Source organism: Curtobacterium sp. PhB142, assembly GCF_004341255.1.
Taxonomy (GTDB): Bacteria; Actinomycetota; Actinomycetes; order Actinomycetales; family Microbacteriaceae; genus Curtobacterium.
In genome coordinates, this window is record NZ_SLUT01000003.1 from 69,057 (window position 1) to 86,719 (window position 17,663).

Here is a 17,663-nt window from a genome sequence, read left to right on the forward strand (position 1 = left end):
CGCGCTACGGGCGCGTCGGACGACCCAGGCGGCGCTGCAGGCCCCACTGCGTGACGCGGAGCATTGCCTCGACGACGATGGACCGGCTCATCTTCGAGACCCCGTGCACGCGGTCGCGGAACCGGATCGGCACCTCGACGATGCGGCCGCCCAGGGCGTCCACGCGCAGCGTCATGTCGACCTGGAAGCAGTACCCCTTCGAGTCGATCGAGCCGAGGTCCATCCGCGCGATCGCGTCGGAACGGTAGACGCGGTACCCGGCGGTGATGTCCCGCACGTGGATCCCGAGCACCAACCGCGCGTACGTGTTCGCGCCGCGGCTCAGGGCCTGGCGACGGAGCGGCCAGTCGACGACCGACCCACCGGGCACCCACCGCGACCCGATCGCGAGCAGCACGTCGTCCGACGAGTTGACCGCGTCGATGAGGGCCGGCAGCCGGTCGGCCGGGTGCGAGCCGTCGGCGTCCATCTCGACCAGCAGCGGGTACCCGCGCTCCAGGCCCCACCGGAACCCGGCGACGTAGGCCGTGCCCAGCCCGAGCTTGCCCGACCGCTGCAGCAGGTGCACCCGGTCGTCGTCGGCCGCGATGGACCGCACGATTTCGCCGGTGCCGTCCGGGCTGCCGTCGTCGACGACGAGCAGGTGGGCACCGGGCGACGCCGTCAGGATCGCGTCGGCGATGGCTCGGATGTTCTCGGCCTCGTCGTACGTCGGGACGATGACGAGGGCCGTCGTCTCGGCTGGGTTCACCGGTTGCCGAGGCGTCGCTTGATCTTCCCCGCGACGCTGCGCGGGCCCTCGGTGCGGAAGTAGTGCACCGCGCGCCCGACGTCGTAGCGGACGCCCGAGAGCTTCTTGCGGTCCGGCACGCGCACGCGCATCGTGTGGGGCGCGAGCTTCGTGCTGGTGTCGCGCACCGACTTGTCCGCCGCGCGGATCGGGTTCCGGCAGAACTCGACGAGCGGCGCCAGGACGTTCTCCCACGTGAACTGCTCGCGCACGCGGTCGACGTTGGCGATGAACTGGGCCCGGGCCTTCTTGTCGAAGAGCGCGGTCTCGAGTGCCGTGGCCAGGCCGTCGACGTCCTGCTCGTGCACCGCGACGCCGAGCTGCTGCTCCGCGACCAGGTCACCGAAAGAGTCGCCGGCCGTCGTGACGATCGGCAGGCGCGCCCAGAGGTAGTCGAGGATGCGAGTGCGGAACGAGAACGTGGTCTCGAGGTGCTCGTAGTGCGTCGAGACGCCGGCGTCGGCCTCGAGCAGGTAGGCACCGCGTTCCTCGTACGGGATCCACGAATCGTTGAAGAACACGTGCTTCCCGGTCAGACCGAGGGCGTCGGCCTCGGCGCGGACCTTCGCGACGATGTCCATCTCGGGCACGTCGGGGTTCGGGTGCTGCACGCCCATGAAGAAGAGCTTCACCGACGGCCGGCGGGCGGCGAGCTGGGCGATCGAGCGGACCAGGGTGATCGGGTCGAACCAGTCGTAGATGCCACCGCCCCAGACGACGAGCTTGTCGTTCTTGCCGATGCCCGGCACCACGCCCTTGACCCGCGGCTGGTCGTGCACCGGCGGGGTCGAGGACAGCCCGAACGGCACGACGCCGATGAGCGAGCGGAGGTCGGCGTCGCGCGAGTACGTGCGGGCGTTCACCCGGCCGGAACCGGCGAGCTGGCCGAGCCAGAACATGCGCTGGCGCTCCGAGGCGCAGATGAAGTAGTCGCCGAGCTCGAGCTGGTGGTTGAGCGTGTCCGAGGCGTCGAGGATCTGACGGTTCCACTGGTCGACGTCGTCGCTGCGGCCCTGCTCGAGTTGTTCGAGGTGCAGCGGGTCGTACACGTCGACGACCAGGATCTTGCTCGTCGACTCGAGCACCGGGAACAGCCGGAGCGCGTGGCCCTGCACGATGATGACGTCGGCCCAGCCCTCGTGCTCGACCATCTGGCGGGGGTGGCGGTGCGGCACGGTGACGACGTCGTACGACGGGTCGATCTGCGACGAGCGGGTCAGGCTGACCACGCGCACGTCGTGCTCGGACGCGAGCTGCTTGGCCATCTGGGTGGCGCGGATCGCGGGACCGGCCATCTTCGCGCCGATCGAGTCGCCCGTGATGATGAGGATGCGACGACGGGTGCCGACCTCGAGCACACCGAGGGAGTGCACGATCTTGTCGTAGCCGGCCAGGTAGTTCTCGATCGGGTACGCGGGCTCGTCGCGGTTGCCGAACAGGCGCAGCAGCTCGCGGTCGCTGCGGACACGCGTGGCCTGGATCGCGCGGCGCGACTCGGTCATCGACGGCAGCTGCTCGACGAACTGGTCGACGCCGTAGATGCCGGCCATGCTCGTCTTCGGCACCGGGATGGTGGGGACGCTGTCGTCGCCGGGGTTCCGCAGGTCGAGCTCCGTGGAGTCGAGCTCCCCGCGGCCCACGGCACGGCGGACGGCGAGCGCCAGCGAGCCGGGCAGGGCGGCGGCGAGCTGCTCGTCACCGAGGTTCTTGTACAGCGTGAAGAGGGCGTTCCGCTCGAGCAGGTAGGTCTCGCGGAAGTCGCCGAACTTGTTCATCGACGCGTGGTGCTTGTGGAACGCGACCGACTTCGGCTGGTACCGGAAGCGCCAGCCGAGCAGGTTGAGCCGCCAGCCGAGGTCGACGTCCTCGTAGAACATGAAGTAGCGGTCGTCGAAGCCGTCGAGCTGCTCGAAGAGCTCGGCGCGGATGAACATCGCGGCGCCGGTGCCGAACAGGACGTCGGTCTCGCTCTCCCAGCGGCCGGTGTCCGGCGACCCGGCGAAGGGCTTGTAGCCCATGCCGTACCAGGTCATCGCGGCCTCGGTGAAGTCGATGTTGACGCCCTCCCAGTCGAGGACCTTCGACGCCACGGCACCGATGTCGGCGCCGGACGCGAACGTGGCCATCGCCTCGCGCACCCAGCCGGTGTCGGGACGGGCGTCGTTGTTGAGGAACGCGACGACCTCGCCGGAGGACTTCTCGACGCCGAGGTTGCACCCGCCGGTGAAGCCGAGGTTGGCGGCCGCGTCGACCAGGGTGAAGTCGAGGTCGGAGGCCTGCAGCCGGCCGAGGTGCTCCGGACCGGAGCCGTTCTCGACGACGATCACCTCGAGCTTGTCCTGCGGCCAGTCCTGCTTGCGGAGTTCCGCGATGCTCGTCAGGGTGTCGTCCGTGCCCTTGTAGTTCACGAGGATGACGGACACGACTCCCGGCTTGCGCTCTGTCACGCGAGTTCCTCCAGCAGCTGCCGCGCACGGCGCGGATCGGTGGCTCGGCCCACGGGGTGCCGCGAGCCGATGACACCATACAAGGCGCGCCCCGCCACTCCCCTGTGGCCGTCGCCGATTCGTGCAGAATGGGCCGCGTGACTGCCGCAGTGATCCCGAACACTCCCCTGTCCTCGCCCCTCGCACCGGAGTACGCGGCCATCGCGGCCGGTGCGCACGCCGAGGGGCCGCGCGGCACCGTCCGGTTCGCCGTGTCGACCGCCGACCCGACCGAGGGCAAGGGCGACCTGTTCGTCGCACTCGGGCTCGCGCGGGCGCTCCGTGCCGAGGGCTGGGGCGTCGCAATGTGGCCGCTCGAGCGCTGGGGAGAAGCGGTCCCCGCCGACACCGCCGTCGTGGTCAGCATGATCGAGTCGTTCGTCCCCGGGTACGTCCCCGCCGGCACCGCCCTGGTCGCGTGGGTGCGGAACTGGACCGCGAAGTGGGCGGCCCTGCCCTACCTCGGCGAGTTCGACGCGGTGTGGACGTCGTCCGGCATCGCCCGCGACGCCGTCGCCGCGCAGTACGACGGTCCGGTCGAGGTCGTCCCGATCGGTGTCGACCTGGACCTGTTCACCGACGAGCGCCCGCACGAGGCCGGTACGACCGCGCCCGCCACGGCGTCCGAACGCACTGACCGTGCCGTCACGACCGTCAACTTCTGGGGCGTGCGTCGCCGCGTGCAGGACGTGCTCGCCGAGGTCGCGCCGGCCGAGCCGATCGTGTGGTTCGCCGCGAACGTCGACCACGTCGAGGCCACGGCCGGCGTCGAGCTCCGCCCCGCGGTGTCCTACTTCGCACTGCCCGAGGTGTACCGCGCCGCCGGCTTCGTCGTCGACGACGTGATCGCCCCGGCAGCCGAGTACGGCACCCTGAACTCGCGCCTGTACGAGGCACTCGCGTCCGGGGCGCTGCCGGTGACGGACTGCGCGCTCGGCCTGGACGAGCTCGGCCTGTCCGACGTGCCGGTCTTCGACGACGCCGCGTCGCTCGAGCGGGTGCTCGCGATGCCCCGCGCCGAGCGCACCGCCCTGACGGCCCGACTGCGTGCCGTGGTCGTCGAGCGGCACTCGTTCCGGGCGCGCGCCGAGCAGGTCGGTCCGGTCCTGGACGCGGCCGTGGCGATCGCGTCGGGTCGGTCCGGCGAGCGGAACGCGTTCCTGCGCTGGGCGACCGCGCAGCGCGAGGTCCTGCGGCAGGCCGAGCACGACCGCGACGTCCACCTGTCCGGGGTGCAGGACATCAACCGGCGGCTCGTCGCGTCGGAGCAGCAGGTCGGCGCGTACGACACCGCCCGTCGCCAGGCCGAGGCGGAGCGCGACCAGATCGCGGCGCGGTTCGCGGGCCTCACCCGCTCCCCCGAGTACCGGCTGCTGCACGGCGTGGGCCTGATGGCCCGGCGCGTGCGCCGCTGACGGTCAGCGCGCCCACTTCGTGAGCAGGAATGGTCGGGTCCGTCCACCGGACCCGACCATTGCTGCTCACGATCCGCCGCCGTGGGCGCGACCGAAGAACGGACGGGAGGCCCGTGGCGGATCCGCCACGGGCCTCCCGTCCGTCTCGGCGACCGTCTACTGCACGGTCACCGTCTTCGTCCCGAAGCTCTTGTACGTCCCGCTCGGCAGGTCCTGGTAGTAGACCCGCACGGTGTGCGTGCCGGGCTTCAGCCCGGTGAGCACCCGCGACAGCCCGACGTCCGAACCCCAGTTCGGGTAGTTCTTCTGCACGTCGGTGCGGGTCGCGTTCACCGTGCCGGGGGTGATCGCGACGCCGTCCAGGTGCATCTTGTACTTGACCGGGTCCCACACGTCGGGGTCGATCGCCCACCCCTTGACGGTGATGGTCCCCTTGCCGCCGGTGACGGAGTCGTACGACCCCTTCACCGATCCGGTGTTGCCGGTCTTGCCCGTCGCCGGCGGGTCGATGACCGTGAAGGACTTCGTGCCGAAGCTCTTGTACGTGCCGCTCGGCAGGTCCTGGAAGTACACGCGGACGGTGTGCGTGCCCGCGCTCAGACCGGTGAGCTGCACGGACAGGCCGACGTCGGAGCCCCAGCCCGGGTGGACGGCCTCGACGTCGGTGCGCTTGACGTTCACCACACCCGGGTCGATCGCGACGCCGTCCAGGTGCATCCTGTACTTGACCGGGTCCCACACGTCGGGGTCGATCGCCCAGCCCTTGACCGTCGCGCTGTAGACGCCGCCGGTGACCGACTCGTACGAGCCCGTCACCGCGCCGGTCTTGCCGGTCTTGCCGGTGGTGCCGGACGACGGGGCGGTGGCCGACGTCACCTTCACGGTCTTCGTGCCGAAGCTCTTGTAGGTGCCGCTCGGCAGGTCCTGGAAGTAGACCCGCACGGTGTGGTTGCCGGCGCTCAGCCCGGTCAGGCGGAGTGCCAGGCCGACGTCGGAGCCCCAGGACGGGTGCTTCGCCTCGACGTCGGTGCGGGTGGCGTTCGCGGTGCCGCTGTTCGTGCTGACGCCGTCGACGTGGACCTTGTACTTGACGGGGTCCCAGACGTCCGGGTCGATCGCCCACGCGCGCACCGTGGCCGTGCCGGCGCCGCCGGTGACGGAGTCGTACGTCCCGCGGAGTGCTCCGGTCTTGCCGGTCTTGCCGGTGGTGGGGGCACTGACGGTGACGGACTTCGACGCGACCTTGACGTAGCCGGTGCCGGGCTTGTCCTGCGTGTAGAGCGCCACGGTGCGGGTGCCCGGTGTGATGCCGCCGATCGTCTTCGAGAACCCGAGGGTGCTGCCGACGCCCTTGTAGACCTTGGCGACGTCGGTGCGGGTGCGGTCGGTGGTGCCGGTCGCCTTGCTGACGCCGTCGACCAGGATCTTCCACGGGGCGGGCTTCGCCGAGTCGGGGTCGAGGGCCCAGCCGGTCGCGGTGATCGTGCCGGCGCTGCCGGTAACGGTGTCGAGTGCACCCTTCGGGGCTGCGCTCACGACCGTGCGGGTGTAGCAGCCGAGCAGCGTGTTGCTGCCCTTGCCCTGGTTGATGGCGTAGGTGCACACCGAGTGCTTGCCGACGCTCAGCCCGGTCAGCTCGGTCGAGAACCCGTGCTTGAGGTTGTTCGCGCCGAGGGTGGCGGACAGGTCGGGGCGGTTCACGTTCGCGGTGACGGTCTTCGCCCCGGCCCCGTCGACGTAGAACGCGACGCGGAGCGCGCTCGTGGTGTCCGGGTCGACGGCCCAGCCACTGACCGTGATCGACGAGGTCGAGCTCGGCGTGACCGCGTCGACGTTGCCGTACGGGTTGCCACCGCCGGTCGCCGAGCCGAACCAGTCGGTGTACATGCGCCAGAAGTTGCGGTTGCCGTACGCCGAGCAGCCGTCACCGGTGCCGTAGAGGTTCGACATCGCGGCGGTGTTCGGGGTGTACGGGGTGTAGATGTACAGCCCCGCGGTCGCCTGGTTCTGGATGTAGACGGACTTGCGACCGCAGGCCGCGTTCGGGTTGAGGAGGATCGAGTTGGTCCGACCCGCCTGGTACGCCCACGAGGTCGGCGACGACTGGTAGCGCTTGAACTGGAGCGCGGCGGCGTAGACCTGCTGACCGAAGCCGAAGTACGCCGGGTCGCACGGGGCGGTGTCCGGGCACGCGAAGCCGGTGGCGTGCAGGTACATGTAGGACGTCGGCGAGGACGTCGTGACGATGCCCTGCTCCTTCTGCAGGAGCACGAGGAGCACCTTCTGGCTGATGCCGCACGCGGCGCCGACCTGGGCGATCATCGTCGCGGCGGACTTGGTGCCGCCGGCGATGGCGCTGCACCGGCCGGAGACGGCGCCGATCGCGCTCATCTTCTGCGAGAAGTCCTTCAGGCAGGCGGGTCCGCTCGACGACTTCCGGCAGTTCGGGGCGACGCTCGTCAGGAACGACTGCACGGAGGCGGCGTTCATCGCCGAGCCGTTGTAGAAGTTGGCGTCGCTGATGATGTTGCCCGGGTCGAAGTCGCCGGCGACGGCGGCCGAGGCGGACTCGGTCGTGGTCTGCTCGGACAGGATCGTGCCGAAGGTCAGCCCGCTGACGGCGACGGCGAGTGCCGCGACGATCGCGAGGGAGGTCCGGAAGGGTCGGCGACGGCGCCCGTCCGACTCGGTCTGGATGGAACGCATCACGGCACCTCCGCCGGCATCGGGTCGGACGTCGTCGACGCGGAGCCGACGGCGTAGGTCAGGGTGACGGACCAGGTGCCGCTGGGGACCTGGGCCGCGGGGAACGCGACCTGCGCGCAGTTGACCGAGGAAGCGCTCGCCTGCGCCGCGCTCGTGGCGGTGCGCGTGACGCTCCCCTTCTTCGCGGTGAACGTGCAGGTCCCGCTGGTGTCGGTGGTGCCGGAGACGAGTCCGCCGGCCTGCAGCGACTTCGAGGCCGTGTCCCAGCCGCTGTAGGTGACGACGGCGGTCGCCGGGAAGTCCGACGGGTCGGTGTCCGGCTCGTTGGTCGAGCCGCTCCCCGGGAAGGCACCGGGGGTGTCGTCGTCCGAGGCGGTGGGGTCGTCGGTGGCCTCGGACGCGGGCGACGACGCGGTGCCGGTGGGCTCCGTGGTCGCCGGGTCGTCGGCGGTCGGGGTCGGACTCGCGGTGCGGGTCGCTGACGCGGACGGCGACGGGGTGGCGTCGTCGCCACCACCGGAACAACCGGCCAAGAGAACACTGAGGGCACCGACCACCGCGAACGCAGCGATCGGCCTGGGTGCGAGGAGCATGCTGACGGGCCGTCCTGTGGATGTTGACAAGGGTCCGGGTTGCGACAACGGTAACCCCAAAGTGAAGGTTGAGGGTTGGATCGGTCCGGAATCACCCCCGCTCGGGGTGCACGACGGCCGTCGCCCATCCCTGCCGCGCGGGCCCGGTGAGTATGCTGTTCCGGTCCTGCCCCCACGAACGAAGAGACGTATGGTCGATCAAGCCCGCATGGCGGCGCTCGCGAAGGAACCCCTCGTCGTGATCGGCGCTCCGACGAGCGCCTTCCGCGGAACCTGGCGAGAGCTGCGCGACGTCTTCCGGCAGCGCGAGATGCTCGGGATGCTCATCCGACGCGACCTGAAGGCGCGGTACAAGGACTCAGCGCTCGGGTTCGTGTGGACGCTGGTGCGCCCGCTGACCCAGCTGCTCATCTACTACTTCGTCATCGGCAAGGTCCTCGGCGCCGCCAACGGCATCGACAACTTCGCGATCTACGTCTTCACCGGCCTGACCGCCTACACGCTCTTCAGCGAGATCGTCGCCGGCTCGACCGGCTCGATCGTCGGCAACTCCGGGCTGATCAAGAAGGTCTACGTCCCGCGCGAGGTCTTCCCGCTCGCCAGCGTCGGCGCGGCCCTGGTGAACTTCACCATCCAGTTCGCGATCCTGCTCGCCGCGACCGTGGTCATCGGCGTCTTCCCGTTCCACGAGGGGCTCGTCTACCTGATCCCGTCGCTCGCGGTGATCCTCGTCTACGGCGCGGCCATCGGCCTGGTGCTGTCCGCGCTCAACGTGTACCTGCGCGACGTGCAGTTCGTCATCGACGTCGGCCTGATGGTCCTGCTCTGGGCCTCGCCGATCGTGTACTCGTACTCGCGGGTGGTCGCCACCGTGAACACCGACTGGCTCATCACCGCGTACACGAACAACCCCCTGACGCTGGCCGTGCTCGGCATGCAGAACGCGATCTGGCTGCACGACCCGGCCGACGTCACGTACCCGGACCACCTGATGCTGCGCCTCGGCATCGCGTTCGTCATCGGTGTCCTCTGCCTCCTCGGCGCGCAGCGGGTGTTCTCCCGTCTGCAGGGCAACTTCGCGCAGGAGCTGTAGACCATGGCCATCAGCACCCCCGTCGCCCCGACGCCCACCGAGGGCACCGCCGAGCGCCCGGACGTCATCGTCATCGACCACGTCCGCAAGCGCTTCACGGTCCGCAAGGACAACACGCTGCGCGAGCGCATCGTCACGCTCGGTCGCGCCGGCCGCAAGCACCGACAGGACTTCTGGGCCCTCGACGACGTCACCGTGTCGATCCAGGCCGGCTCCACGGTCGGCCTCATCGGCCAGAACGGCTCCGGCAAGTCGACCCTGCTCAAGGCGATCGGCGGCATCATCCAGCCGACCTCCGGCACGGTGGCCCGCCGCGGTCGCCTCGCTGCCCTGCTCGAGCTCGGCGCCGGCTTCCACCCCGACCTGTCCGGGCGCGAGAACGTCTACCTCAACGCGTCGCTGCTCGGGCTGAGCCGCAAGCAGACCGACGAGAAGTTCGACGACATCCTGGCGTTCTCGGGGATCGGCGACTTCATCGACACCCAGGTGAAGTTCTACTCATCCGGCATGTACGTGCGACTCGCCTTCGCCGTCGCCGTGCACACCGATCCCGACGTCCTGCTCGTCGACGAGGTGCTGGCCGTCGGCGACGAGGCGTTCCAGCGCAAGTGCCTCGACCGCATCCGCACCTTCCAAGAGGCGGGCAAGACGATCATCATCGTCACGCACTCGCTCAGCCAGGTGCAGGAGATGTGCGACCGGGTGGTCCTGCTCAACAAGGGCAAGGTGCTGCACGACGGCGATCCCGTCCAGGCCGTGAGCATGTTCCGCGAGGTCCTCGAGGAACGCCGCCAGGGCGAGCTCAGCACCGACGTCGCCGTCGGCCGCGGCAAGGTCCTCGGCGCGAGCGTGCACGTCGACGGCAAGGAGCCCCGCGCCGAGGTCATGCCCGGCGACGACCTCGTCGTGGACATGGAGTTCGAGCACCTGGACGGCATCGCCGACTGGGAGGCCGCGGTGCAGATCAACAACGCCGGCGGCCAGGTCGTGTACGGCACCACCACCGGCATCATGGGCCTCGAACTGCAGCCGCTGCACGGACGCCGGAAGCTCCGCCTGCGGATCGCCGACACCGCGTTCGGCACCGGCAAGTACTTCATCAACGTGTCGATGATGGACTCCGCCGGCCGCCACCTGCACGACATGCCGGAGTGCGACTCGTTCGAGGTGCCCGGGTTCGAGAACGCCGTGGGCACGGTCTACGCGCAGCCCTCGATCGAGGAGCTGGACTGAGCCCGACCGACGACGGCACCGACGTCCGGACCCCGGGCGTCCCGCGCACCGCGGTCGTCGTCGTCAACTGGGAACGCGCCGACCTGACGACCGCGGCCGTCCGCGCCGTGCTCGCCGAGGGCGCGGCCGACCAGGTGGTGGTCGTCGACAACGGCTCGTCGGACGACTCCGTCGCCGTCCTCCGCCGCGAACTGCCCGACGTCGACGTGGTCGCGCGGGAGCACAACGGCGGGTTCGCGGCCGGCGCGAACACCGGCATCCGGCACGCGGACGCCGACGTCGTCGTGCTGCTCAACAACGACGCGGTCCCCGCGCCGGGCTTCGTCGCGGCGCTCCGCGACCACCTGGCGCAGGCGCGGCCCGAGGTCGCGGCCGTGACGGGCCGCATCGTGCTCGCCGGACGCTGGACGGGCCTCCCGGTCGGCGCGACGCCCGCACCCGGCCAGCGCGTGCTGCAGGGCCACGACGGCCGTCTGTGGACGCCGTCGCCCGACGGCGACGTGCGCCTCAACTCGACCGGCGTGCGCGTCGACCGCGACGGCAACGGCATGGACCGCGACTGGTTCGCGCCCGTCGACCGGGTCGCGGACGTCGACGTCTTCGGGTTCTCCGGTGGGGCCTCCGCCCTGCGGCGGAGCGCGCTCGACGACGTCGGCCTGCTCGACGAGTCGCTCTTCATGTACTACGAGGACACCGAGCTCGCGTGGCGACTCCGCCGACGCGGCTGGCGCGTGGAACACGCGTCCGACGCCGTCGTCGAGCACGACCACTCGGCGTCGTCCGGGGTGCAGAGCGACCTGTTCCTCTTCCGCAACGCGCGCAACCGGATGGTCGTCGCGCTCTGGCACGCGCCGTGGGGCACCGTCCTGCGGGCGAGCGCCCGGACCCTCTTCCGCGGCCTGCGCGGACTGCTCACTGCTCCCACCCGACGGGAGGCCCGGCTCGTCCTGGCAGCGTTCGCGGACGTCGTCGGGGCGCTCCCGTCGCACCTCGCGCGGCGGCTCCGCGAGTCGCGGCGCGCGTCCGTCCCGCGCCGCAGCATGGACCCGGGCGCATGAGCGCGGAGGGCTATCCTGGTCACTCCCCCGCCGACGGACCCGACCGTGGCGCCCCCGTTCGGAAGGACCCTCGCGTGCCGCAGCTCACCGTCCTCGTCGACGGGACCGCGGTACCGCGTGCACTCGGCGGTGTGGGCCGCTACGTCGAGGGGGTCGTGTCGCACCTGACCGACCCGGCGCTCGACGTCCACCTGGTGGTCCGACCCGTGCACGCTCCGCACTTCGCCGCCGTGGCGCCGCACGCGACCGTGCACACCGCGCCGGGCTGGACCGACTCGGTGCCGCTCCGGTTCCTGTGGGAGCAGACCGGGCTGCCGGCACTCGGCCGACGACTCGGCGCTCAGGTGCTGCACTCCCCGCACTACACGTTCCCGTTCGCTTGGCGCGGCGGATCCGTCGTCACCCTGCACGACGCCACGTTCTTCTCCAACCCCGAGTGGCACTCCCGCCTGAAGCGCACGTTCTTCACCTGGTGGAGCCGCCGGTCCCTGCGCTCCCGCCCGGTCGTCATCGTGCCGAGCGCGGCCACCGCGACCGAGGCATCACGGGTCGTGACCGGCATCCGCGCCGACGTCCGGGTCGCACCGCTCGGCGTCGACCGCGCCGTGTTCCACGAGCCGTCCACCGCCGAGGTCGAGGACGCCCGGATCGCCGCGACGCTGCCCGAAGGTGCGCCCTGGATCGCGTTCCTCGGCACGATCGAACCGCGGAAGAACGTCACCGCGCTGCTCGACGCCTACGCCGCGGTGCGTTCCGCGCGGACGGCCGCCGGCTCGGACGCCGGCTCGGCTGGTGGCTCGGCTGGTGGCTCCGACGTCCCGTGGCTGGTGCTCTCCGGGGCCCGCGGGTGGGACGAGTCCGCGATCGCTCGCCTCGACGCCCTGCAGCCAGACGAGCACGTGATCGAGGCCGGCTACCTGCCCCTCGAGGACCTGGCCGGCTACCTCGGCGGAGCGGAGTTCGTCGTCTACCCGTCACTCGGCGAGGGCTTCGGCCTGCCGGTGGTCGAGGCGATGGCCTCCGGCGCCTGCGTCCTGACCACCCGGCGGCTGTCACTGCCCGAGGTCGGCGGTGACGCAGCGGTGTACACCGAGCCGTCCGCCTCCGCACTGGCGTCCGCGATGACGCGGCTGCTCGACGACCCGTCGCTCGTCGCGTCGCACCGGGCGGCCGCGCTGGCCCGCGCCGCCTCGTTCACGTGGGAGGCGACGGCAGCCGTGCACGTCGAGGCCTACTCGGCCGTGGCCCGGGACGCCCGGTCCGGGGGTACCCGGTGATCCGCGTCGCCGTGCTGACGGTCACCTACAACACCGGCGAGACCATCCGGCCGTTCCTGGCCAGCGTCGCGGCGGCGTCCTCGGAGCCGGTCGCCGTCGTGATCGCCGAGAACGGGTCCGCCGACATCGACGCGCTGCGGGCGATCGGTGAGTCCTACGGCGCCGTCGTGGTGTCATCGGGGCGCAACCGTGGCTACGGCGGGGGCATCGACGCCGCACTGAGCGCCCTCGACGACGTCCTTCCCGACGTCCGCCCCGAGTTCCTGCTCGTCACGAACCCCGACGTCGTGCTCGCACCCGCCTCGATCGACGAACTCGTGCGCGCCGCCGACCGGCTGCCGTCCGGCGGGTCGTTCGGGCCGCGGATCCTCGACGAGCAGGGTGAGACGTACCCGTCCGCACGCCAGCTGCCGTCGCTCCGGACCGGGCTCGGCCACGCGGCGTTCTCGCGGTTCTGGCCCGCCAACCCGTGGAGCCAGCGGTACTGGTCCACCACGCAGGTCGTCGAGCGCGAGGCCGGCTGGCTGTCCGGCGCGTGCTTCCTCATCCGGACGTTGGTGTTCCGCGAGCTCGGCGGGTTCGACGAGTCGTACTTCATGTACTTCGAGGACGTCGACCTGGGCCAGCGCGTCGGTCGCTCCGGTCGCGCGAACGTGTACGTGCCGACGGCCGTGGTCACCCACACCGGGGCGCACTCGACGTCGTCCAACCGGCGCCGGATGGAGATCGAGCACCACCGCAGCGCGTACCGGTTCCTGTCGCGGAAGTACCGGGCGTGGTGGCTCTGGCCGCTGCGCGTCGCCCTGCACGCGGGCCTCTCTGCCCGCGCCCGCTGGGTCACACGCAAGTAGCCCGGTCGGGGGCCTGCGGGGCCGTGCGCGACCCCGCTAGGCTCGGCGCCGTGCACCGCGACCCGGAACCCTGGCTCGGCTGCGGCCCGATCGACGCCGCCCGCCGCTACTGGACGGGGGCGTTCACGTTCCGCCGTGCCCGTGCGAGCCGGGCCGAGTTCTGGTGGGCACGCGCCGTCGACGTGCTCGTGGTCTGGCTCGTCGTGACGTTCGTGCCGATGGCCACCGGGATCCCGGACGCCGACGACTCGATGTCGACCTTCCAGAACACCCCCGGGTTCCTCGGGATCGGGCAGTCCGTCCTGAGCCTGAACGGCAGCCCCGACGGCTGGCACGTCGTCGCCCAGGGGCCGCCGTCGCAGTGGGTGCTGTTCGTGTGGTGCGTGCTGACCGTCATCCCGAACCTGGCACTCGGCGCGCGACGACTCCGCGACATCGGTTCGCCGGCGTGGATCGCGCTGTTCGGCGGCTTCCCGATCCTGGACCTGTTCCTGCTGCTCGGTGCCCTGCGCCGCAGTTGGCGCCCGACGCTCCCGTCGGACCCGGACCCGGAGCCGTCCGGCGCCGAACTCCCCGTCGCCCACCGCGCCGCGTAGCCGCCCGCCCGATCCGGATCGACGCCGGGCGCGCCCCGGCACGGTCATCGCGCCCGGAAGAGTCGGGGCGCGATGACCGCGGCGGGGCGCAGCTCGGGACGGGACTCGTCGACGCGGAGCGACGGGTTCAGGCGCGGAGGCGGGCGCGCTCGGCGCGGGCGGCGGCCAGCAGCACGGCGGCTCGGGCGTCGAAGGAGTGCTCCGCGGCGATGCGCGACGCGACCGCCGCCCGCTCGGCAGCAGTCGGCCAGGCGTACGACGGGTCGAGGAGCGCAGCGAGCTCGTCACGGGAACGCGCGACCGCGAGCGTCGGGACGTCGAGCACCTCGGTCAGCCCGGCGACCTCGTCGGTGACGACGACTCCCCCGGACGCCAACACGTCGAACACCCGGTTCGACACGAAGCCACCGGCCGCCATGTCCGCCCAGTGGTCGTTGAGCACCACGCGCGCCGAGGCGTAGGCCGTGGCGACCTCAGCCCGGCTCAGCGACGGTTCGCCGAGCGCTGCGTCGGGGACCACGCCCTGCCACCCCGGGCCGTGCACGCGCAGGTCGGCTCCGAGCGCCACGGCATCGGCAACCACCGGGCGCGCGGCGCCGCGGGTCGAGCCGACGAACACCACCCGGTCGGCATCGGGGCTCGTCGTCGCCCGCGCGCCCGGGTGGAACACCGCGGGGTCGGTCGCCTGCAGCAGCGTGCGGACCGGGACCCCCGATCGCGCTGCGGCCGCAGCAGCCCAGACCGGCCCGGCGGCGAACGCCGCGTCGAACGACCGGAGCTCGGTGTCGGAGACGTCGTCGGGGTGGCTGATCACCCAGAGCAGGTTCACCGACGCAGGGTTCGGCGGCACCCGGTCGAGTCCGCGGATCACGAGCGTCACGTCGTCCGAGGCATCGTCGTCCCGCACGTGGGCGTCACGGCGGTCGATCCGGACACGCTGCCCGAGCCGCTCGAGGGCCCCGGCCAGCTCGGCGGCGAAGTGCACGTCGCCCCAGCCGTCACCCTCGGGCCCGGCGGGAGCGGCGATCTTCAGCGACCAGGTGAGCGGGTCGGTGGCGCTGCTGGTCGTCCGGCGGACCGGTGTCACCGGTCGCGCTCCCCACGGCGGCAGCGGCGGCCCGGCGGAGACTGCAGCGCCCCGGCCGTCGACCGAGTCCCGTCTCGCGTCCCGCCACGACGAGAACACGTCCACGGTGGCGGCGTCGATCGTCCGCCCGGGTTCAGCGAGTCGGACGGTCTCACCGACGTCCTCCACCAGGATCGTGGGACCCGACTGCGGTCGCTGGCGCACGGCGCACGCGTGCGTCCACCCGACGAGCGTCGTCGGCTCGTCCGTGAGCACGGGCGCAGGGACGATCGCGGCCCGGGGCACAGCGAGCACGGGTTGATCGGCACCGAACACCGAGTCCCCCGTGCCGAACGGACGGTCGTCCGACCACGGGAGTGCGCCGGGACGGATGAGCAGTGCACCGTTTCGCGCCGAACCGTCCGCCGTGCGCACCGAGGCCTGCACCAGGCGGTGGACTCCGGTCTCGGCGAGCGCCCGGAGGCCGGCGGCGTCGATCGTCACCGAGGTGTCGACGAGCACGAGGACCCGTCCGACCCCGGCGGCGATGCCGGCGTTGATCGCGGACCCCAGGCCGTCGACGGGCACGGTCCGCACCCACGGCAGGCGACGACCGAACGGGTCGCGCGGCGAGGCGTCGGCGACGTAGCTCACGGCGCGGACGTCAGCGCCACGGCCGAAGGCCTCGCGGGCGACGGCGCCCAGGCGCGCGACCTCGGCGTGCCGGTCCGAGCGGGTCGTGACGAGGACCGTGACGTCCTGGTCCAGGTGCGGCAGGGAACGGTCGAAGCCGGCCACGCGGACGACGTCAGTCGTCGTCGCGGACGCGGGACGGGCCTCCCGGTCGGGGTGGCCGGTCGCCGTCGTGTCGCGACGACGGCGGCCGAACCACCCAGAACCGGACGCCACGGGCGGTGCTAGGCGCCGAGGAGCCGCTGGAGGTAGACGCCGTAGCCGCCCTTGACGAGCGGTGCGGCGAGCTCGGCGAGCTGCGCGTCGTCGATCCACCCGTTGCGCCAGGCGATCTCCTCGATGCAGCCGATCTTGAAGCCCTGGCGGTCCTCGATGACCTTCACGTACTCGGACGCCTGCATCATCGACTCGAACGTGCCGGTGTCGAGCCAGGCCGTGCCACGGTCGAGGACCTGGACGCCGAGCTCGCCGGCCTCGAGGTAGCGCTCGTTGACGGTCGAGATCTCGAGCTCGCCGCGGGCGCTCGGCTCGATCGTCTTCGCGATCTCGATGACCTTGTTGTCGTAGAAGTACAGGCCGGGGACGGCGTAGTTCGACTTCGGCTCGGCCGGCTTCTCCTCGATGGAGACGGCGGTGAAGTCGTCGTCGAACTCCACGACGCCGTAGGCCTTCGGGTCGGCCACGTGGTACGCGAAGATCGTCGCGCCGTCGACCTCGGTGTTCTTCCGCAGGTTCGTGCCGAGGCCGGTGCCGTGGAAGATGTTGTCGCCGAGGACGAGGGCGACGCTGTCGTCGCCGATGAAGTCCTCGCCGATGACGAAGGCCTGCGCGAGCCCGTCCGGGGACGGCTGCACGGCGTACTGGATCTCCATGCCGAAGGCGGAGCCGTCGCCGAGCAGGGCCTTGAACTGCTCGTTGTACTCCGGCGTCGTGATGACGAGCACTTCGCGGATGCCGGCCATCATCAGGGTCGACAGGGGGTAGTAGACCATCGGCTTGTCGTAGATCGGCATGAGCTGCTTGCTGATGCCCTTGGTGATCGGCCAGAGGCGCGTGCCGGATCCACCGGCGAGGATGATGCCCTTCATCGGGATCGCTTCCTTACTTCGTTACTTCGTCGTGCGGAGGGACTCGGTGTAGGCCACGCACTCCTCGTACGTCGGCAGCAGACCGGCGGCGGCGGCCGCTTCGAGCGTCGGGGCGCTCGTGTCCTTCTCGGAGAGCACCGGCTCACCGATGCCGTCCGGCAGTTCGAGCCCGACGGTCGGGTCGAGGATCGTGATCCCCTTCTCGCGTTGGGGGTCGTAGTGCGCGCTGACCAGGTAGTTCACGGTGGACTGGTCCTCGAGCGCGACGATCGCGTGGCCGAGGCCCTCGGACAGGTACACGGCCTTGCGGTCGACGTCGTCGATGCGGACCGAGTCCCACTGCCCGAACGTCGGCGAACCGACGCGGATGTCGACGATGTAGTCGATGAAGGCGCCTCGGACGGCGGTGACGTACTTCGCCTGGCTCGGGGCGACGAGGGCGTAGTGGATGCCCCGCGCGACGCCGGCCGACGAGATCGACATGTTCACCTGGCGGAGGTCCAGCGGGTGACCGACCGTCTCTTCGAGGACGTCGGCCCGGTACGCCTCGAGGAATGCTCCTCGTGCGTCGCCGTGCTGGACGGGCGTGAACTCCCACGCGCCGGGGATCTTCAGTTCGCGGATCTGCACCGGGGAAGCCTAGCAAGGTGGCGCATCGCATAGGCTGTCCTGGTTCTGTGCCCCGCGCCCCGCGCGCTGCGACTCCCGAAACGAGACC

The 17,663-nt window shown here is 71.3% G+C and carries 14 protein-coding genes; 7 read left to right on the forward strand and 7 right to left on the reverse strand.

From position 1 onward, the window contains the following. Positions 1 to 4 precede the first annotated feature (4 nt). Positions 5 to 751, reverse strand: coding sequence for a polyprenol monophosphomannose synthase (locus EDF31_RS06570; protein WP_131845602.1), 747 nt, complete (start codon positions 749 to 751; stop codon positions 5 to 7). Further along, positions 748 to 3,237 carry a glycosyltransferase gene (locus EDF31_RS06575; protein WP_123292231.1) on the reverse strand — a complete coding sequence of 830 codons (2,490 nt, stop codon included), beginning with the start codon at positions 3,235 to 3,237 and terminating at the stop codon, positions 748 to 750. Before EDF31_RS06575 ends, EDF31_RS06570 begins: the two co-directional genes overlap by 4 nt. Positions 3,238 to 3,374: 137 nt before the next feature. Between EDF31_RS06575 and EDF31_RS06580 the strand changes: the two genes are divergently transcribed. Then, the gene (locus EDF31_RS06580; RefSeq protein ID WP_165901351.1) at positions 3,375 to 4,691 is read left to right on the forward strand and encodes a glycosyltransferase; all 1,317 of its coding nucleotides are present in this window, start codon (positions 3,375 to 3,377) and stop codon (positions 4,689 to 4,691) included. Between the two features lie 156 nt (positions 4,692 to 4,847). Here EDF31_RS06580 and EDF31_RS06585 read toward each other — a convergent pair whose 3' ends face one another. Both EDF31_RS06585 and EDF31_RS06590 read right to left on the reverse strand, forming a co-directional pair. Further along, a complete protein-coding gene (locus EDF31_RS06585; protein ID WP_131845604.1) occupies positions 4,848 to 7,397 on the reverse strand; it encodes a hypothetical protein in 2,550 nt (849 codons plus the stop codon). Continuing rightward, positions 7,397 to 7,990 (reverse strand): hypothetical protein, encoded by a 594-nt coding sequence (locus tag EDF31_RS06590; protein ID WP_131845605.1) that lies wholly within the window; start codon positions 7,988 to 7,990, stop codon positions 7,397 to 7,399. Before EDF31_RS06590 ends, EDF31_RS06585 begins: the two co-directional genes overlap by 1 nt. A gap of 190 nt (positions 7,991 to 8,180) precedes the next feature. Between EDF31_RS06590 and EDF31_RS06595 the strand changes: the two genes are divergently transcribed. From EDF31_RS06595 to EDF31_RS06620, 6 genes are all read left to right on the forward strand, one after another. Continuing rightward, the gene (locus EDF31_RS06595) at positions 8,181 to 9,083 is read left to right on the forward strand and encodes an ABC transporter permease (protein ID WP_123292227.1); all 903 of its coding nucleotides are present in this window, start codon (positions 8,181 to 8,183) and stop codon (positions 9,081 to 9,083) included. 3 nt (positions 9,084 to 9,086) lie between these two features. Beyond that, positions 9,087 to 10,316: an ABC transporter ATP-binding protein gene (locus EDF31_RS06600; protein WP_123292226.1), complete on the forward strand. Its 1,230-nt coding sequence runs from the start codon at positions 9,087 to 9,089 to the stop codon at positions 10,314 to 10,316. After that, on the forward strand, positions 10,235 to 11,374 hold the full coding sequence (locus EDF31_RS06605; protein WP_207896146.1) for a glycosyltransferase family 2 protein: 1,140 nt from the start codon (positions 10,235 to 10,237) through the stop codon (positions 11,372 to 11,374). Before EDF31_RS06600 ends, EDF31_RS06605 begins: the two co-directional genes overlap by 82 nt. Before the next feature lie 74 nt (positions 11,375 to 11,448). Further along, a complete protein-coding gene (locus EDF31_RS06610) occupies positions 11,449 to 12,651 on the forward strand; it encodes a glycosyltransferase family 1 protein (RefSeq protein WP_243649915.1) in 1,203 nt (400 codons plus the stop codon). Further along, entirely contained in the window at positions 12,648 to 13,502 is an 855-nt protein-coding gene (locus EDF31_RS06615; RefSeq protein WP_131845607.1) for a glycosyltransferase family 2 protein, read from the forward strand. Before EDF31_RS06610 ends, EDF31_RS06615 begins: the two co-directional genes overlap by 4 nt. A 50-nt stretch (positions 13,503 to 13,552) precedes the next feature. Next, the gene (locus tag EDF31_RS06620) at positions 13,553 to 14,098 is read left to right on the forward strand and encodes a DUF805 domain-containing protein (protein ID WP_165901352.1); all 546 of its coding nucleotides are present in this window, start codon (positions 13,553 to 13,555) and stop codon (positions 14,096 to 14,098) included. Between the two features lie 127 nt (positions 14,099 to 14,225). Here EDF31_RS06620 and EDF31_RS06625 read toward each other — a convergent pair whose 3' ends face one another. Genes EDF31_RS06625 through rfbC form a run of 3 tightly spaced genes read right to left on the reverse strand, consistent with a single transcriptional unit; the run spans position 14,226 to position 17,575 of the window. Next, positions 14,226 to 16,073 carry a glycosyltransferase gene (locus EDF31_RS06625; protein ID WP_131845609.1) on the reverse strand — a complete coding sequence of 616 codons (1,848 nt, stop codon included), beginning with the start codon at positions 16,071 to 16,073 and terminating at the stop codon, positions 14,226 to 14,228. Between the two features lie 8 nt (positions 16,074 to 16,081). Beyond that, positions 16,082 to 16,945, reverse strand: coding sequence for a glucose-1-phosphate thymidylyltransferase RfbA (gene rfbA, locus EDF31_RS06630; RefSeq protein WP_111085998.1), 864 nt, complete (start codon positions 16,943 to 16,945; stop codon positions 16,082 to 16,084). 21 nt (positions 16,946 to 16,966) lie between these two features. After that, complete coding sequence (gene rfbC / locus EDF31_RS06635) at positions 16,967 to 17,575, reverse strand: dTDP-4-dehydrorhamnose 3,5-epimerase (protein WP_131845610.1); 609 nt, start codon at positions 17,573 to 17,575, stop codon at positions 16,967 to 16,969. Positions 17,576 to 17,663: the final 88 nt, after the last annotated feature.

Coding starts and splice junctions, on each gene's coding strand:
- EDF31_RS06585 (WP_131845604.1), bottom strand. CDS start 7,397: ATGCGTTCCATCCAGACCGAGTCGGACGGGCGCCGTCGCCGACCCTTC.
- EDF31_RS06590 (WP_131845605.1), bottom strand. CDS start 7,990: ATGCTCCTCGCACCCAGGCCGATCGCTGCGTTCGCGGTGGTCGGTGCC.
- EDF31_RS06595 (WP_123292227.1), top strand. CDS start 8,181: ATGGTCGATCAAGCCCGCATGGCGGCGCTCGCGAAGGAACCCCTCGTC.
- EDF31_RS06600 (WP_123292226.1), top strand. CDS start 9,087: ATGGCCATCAGCACCCCCGTCGCCCCGACGCCCACCGAGGGCACCGCC.
- rfbA (WP_111085998.1), bottom strand. CDS start 16,945: ATGAAGGGCATCATCCTCGCCGGTGGATCCGGCACGCGCCTCTGGCCG.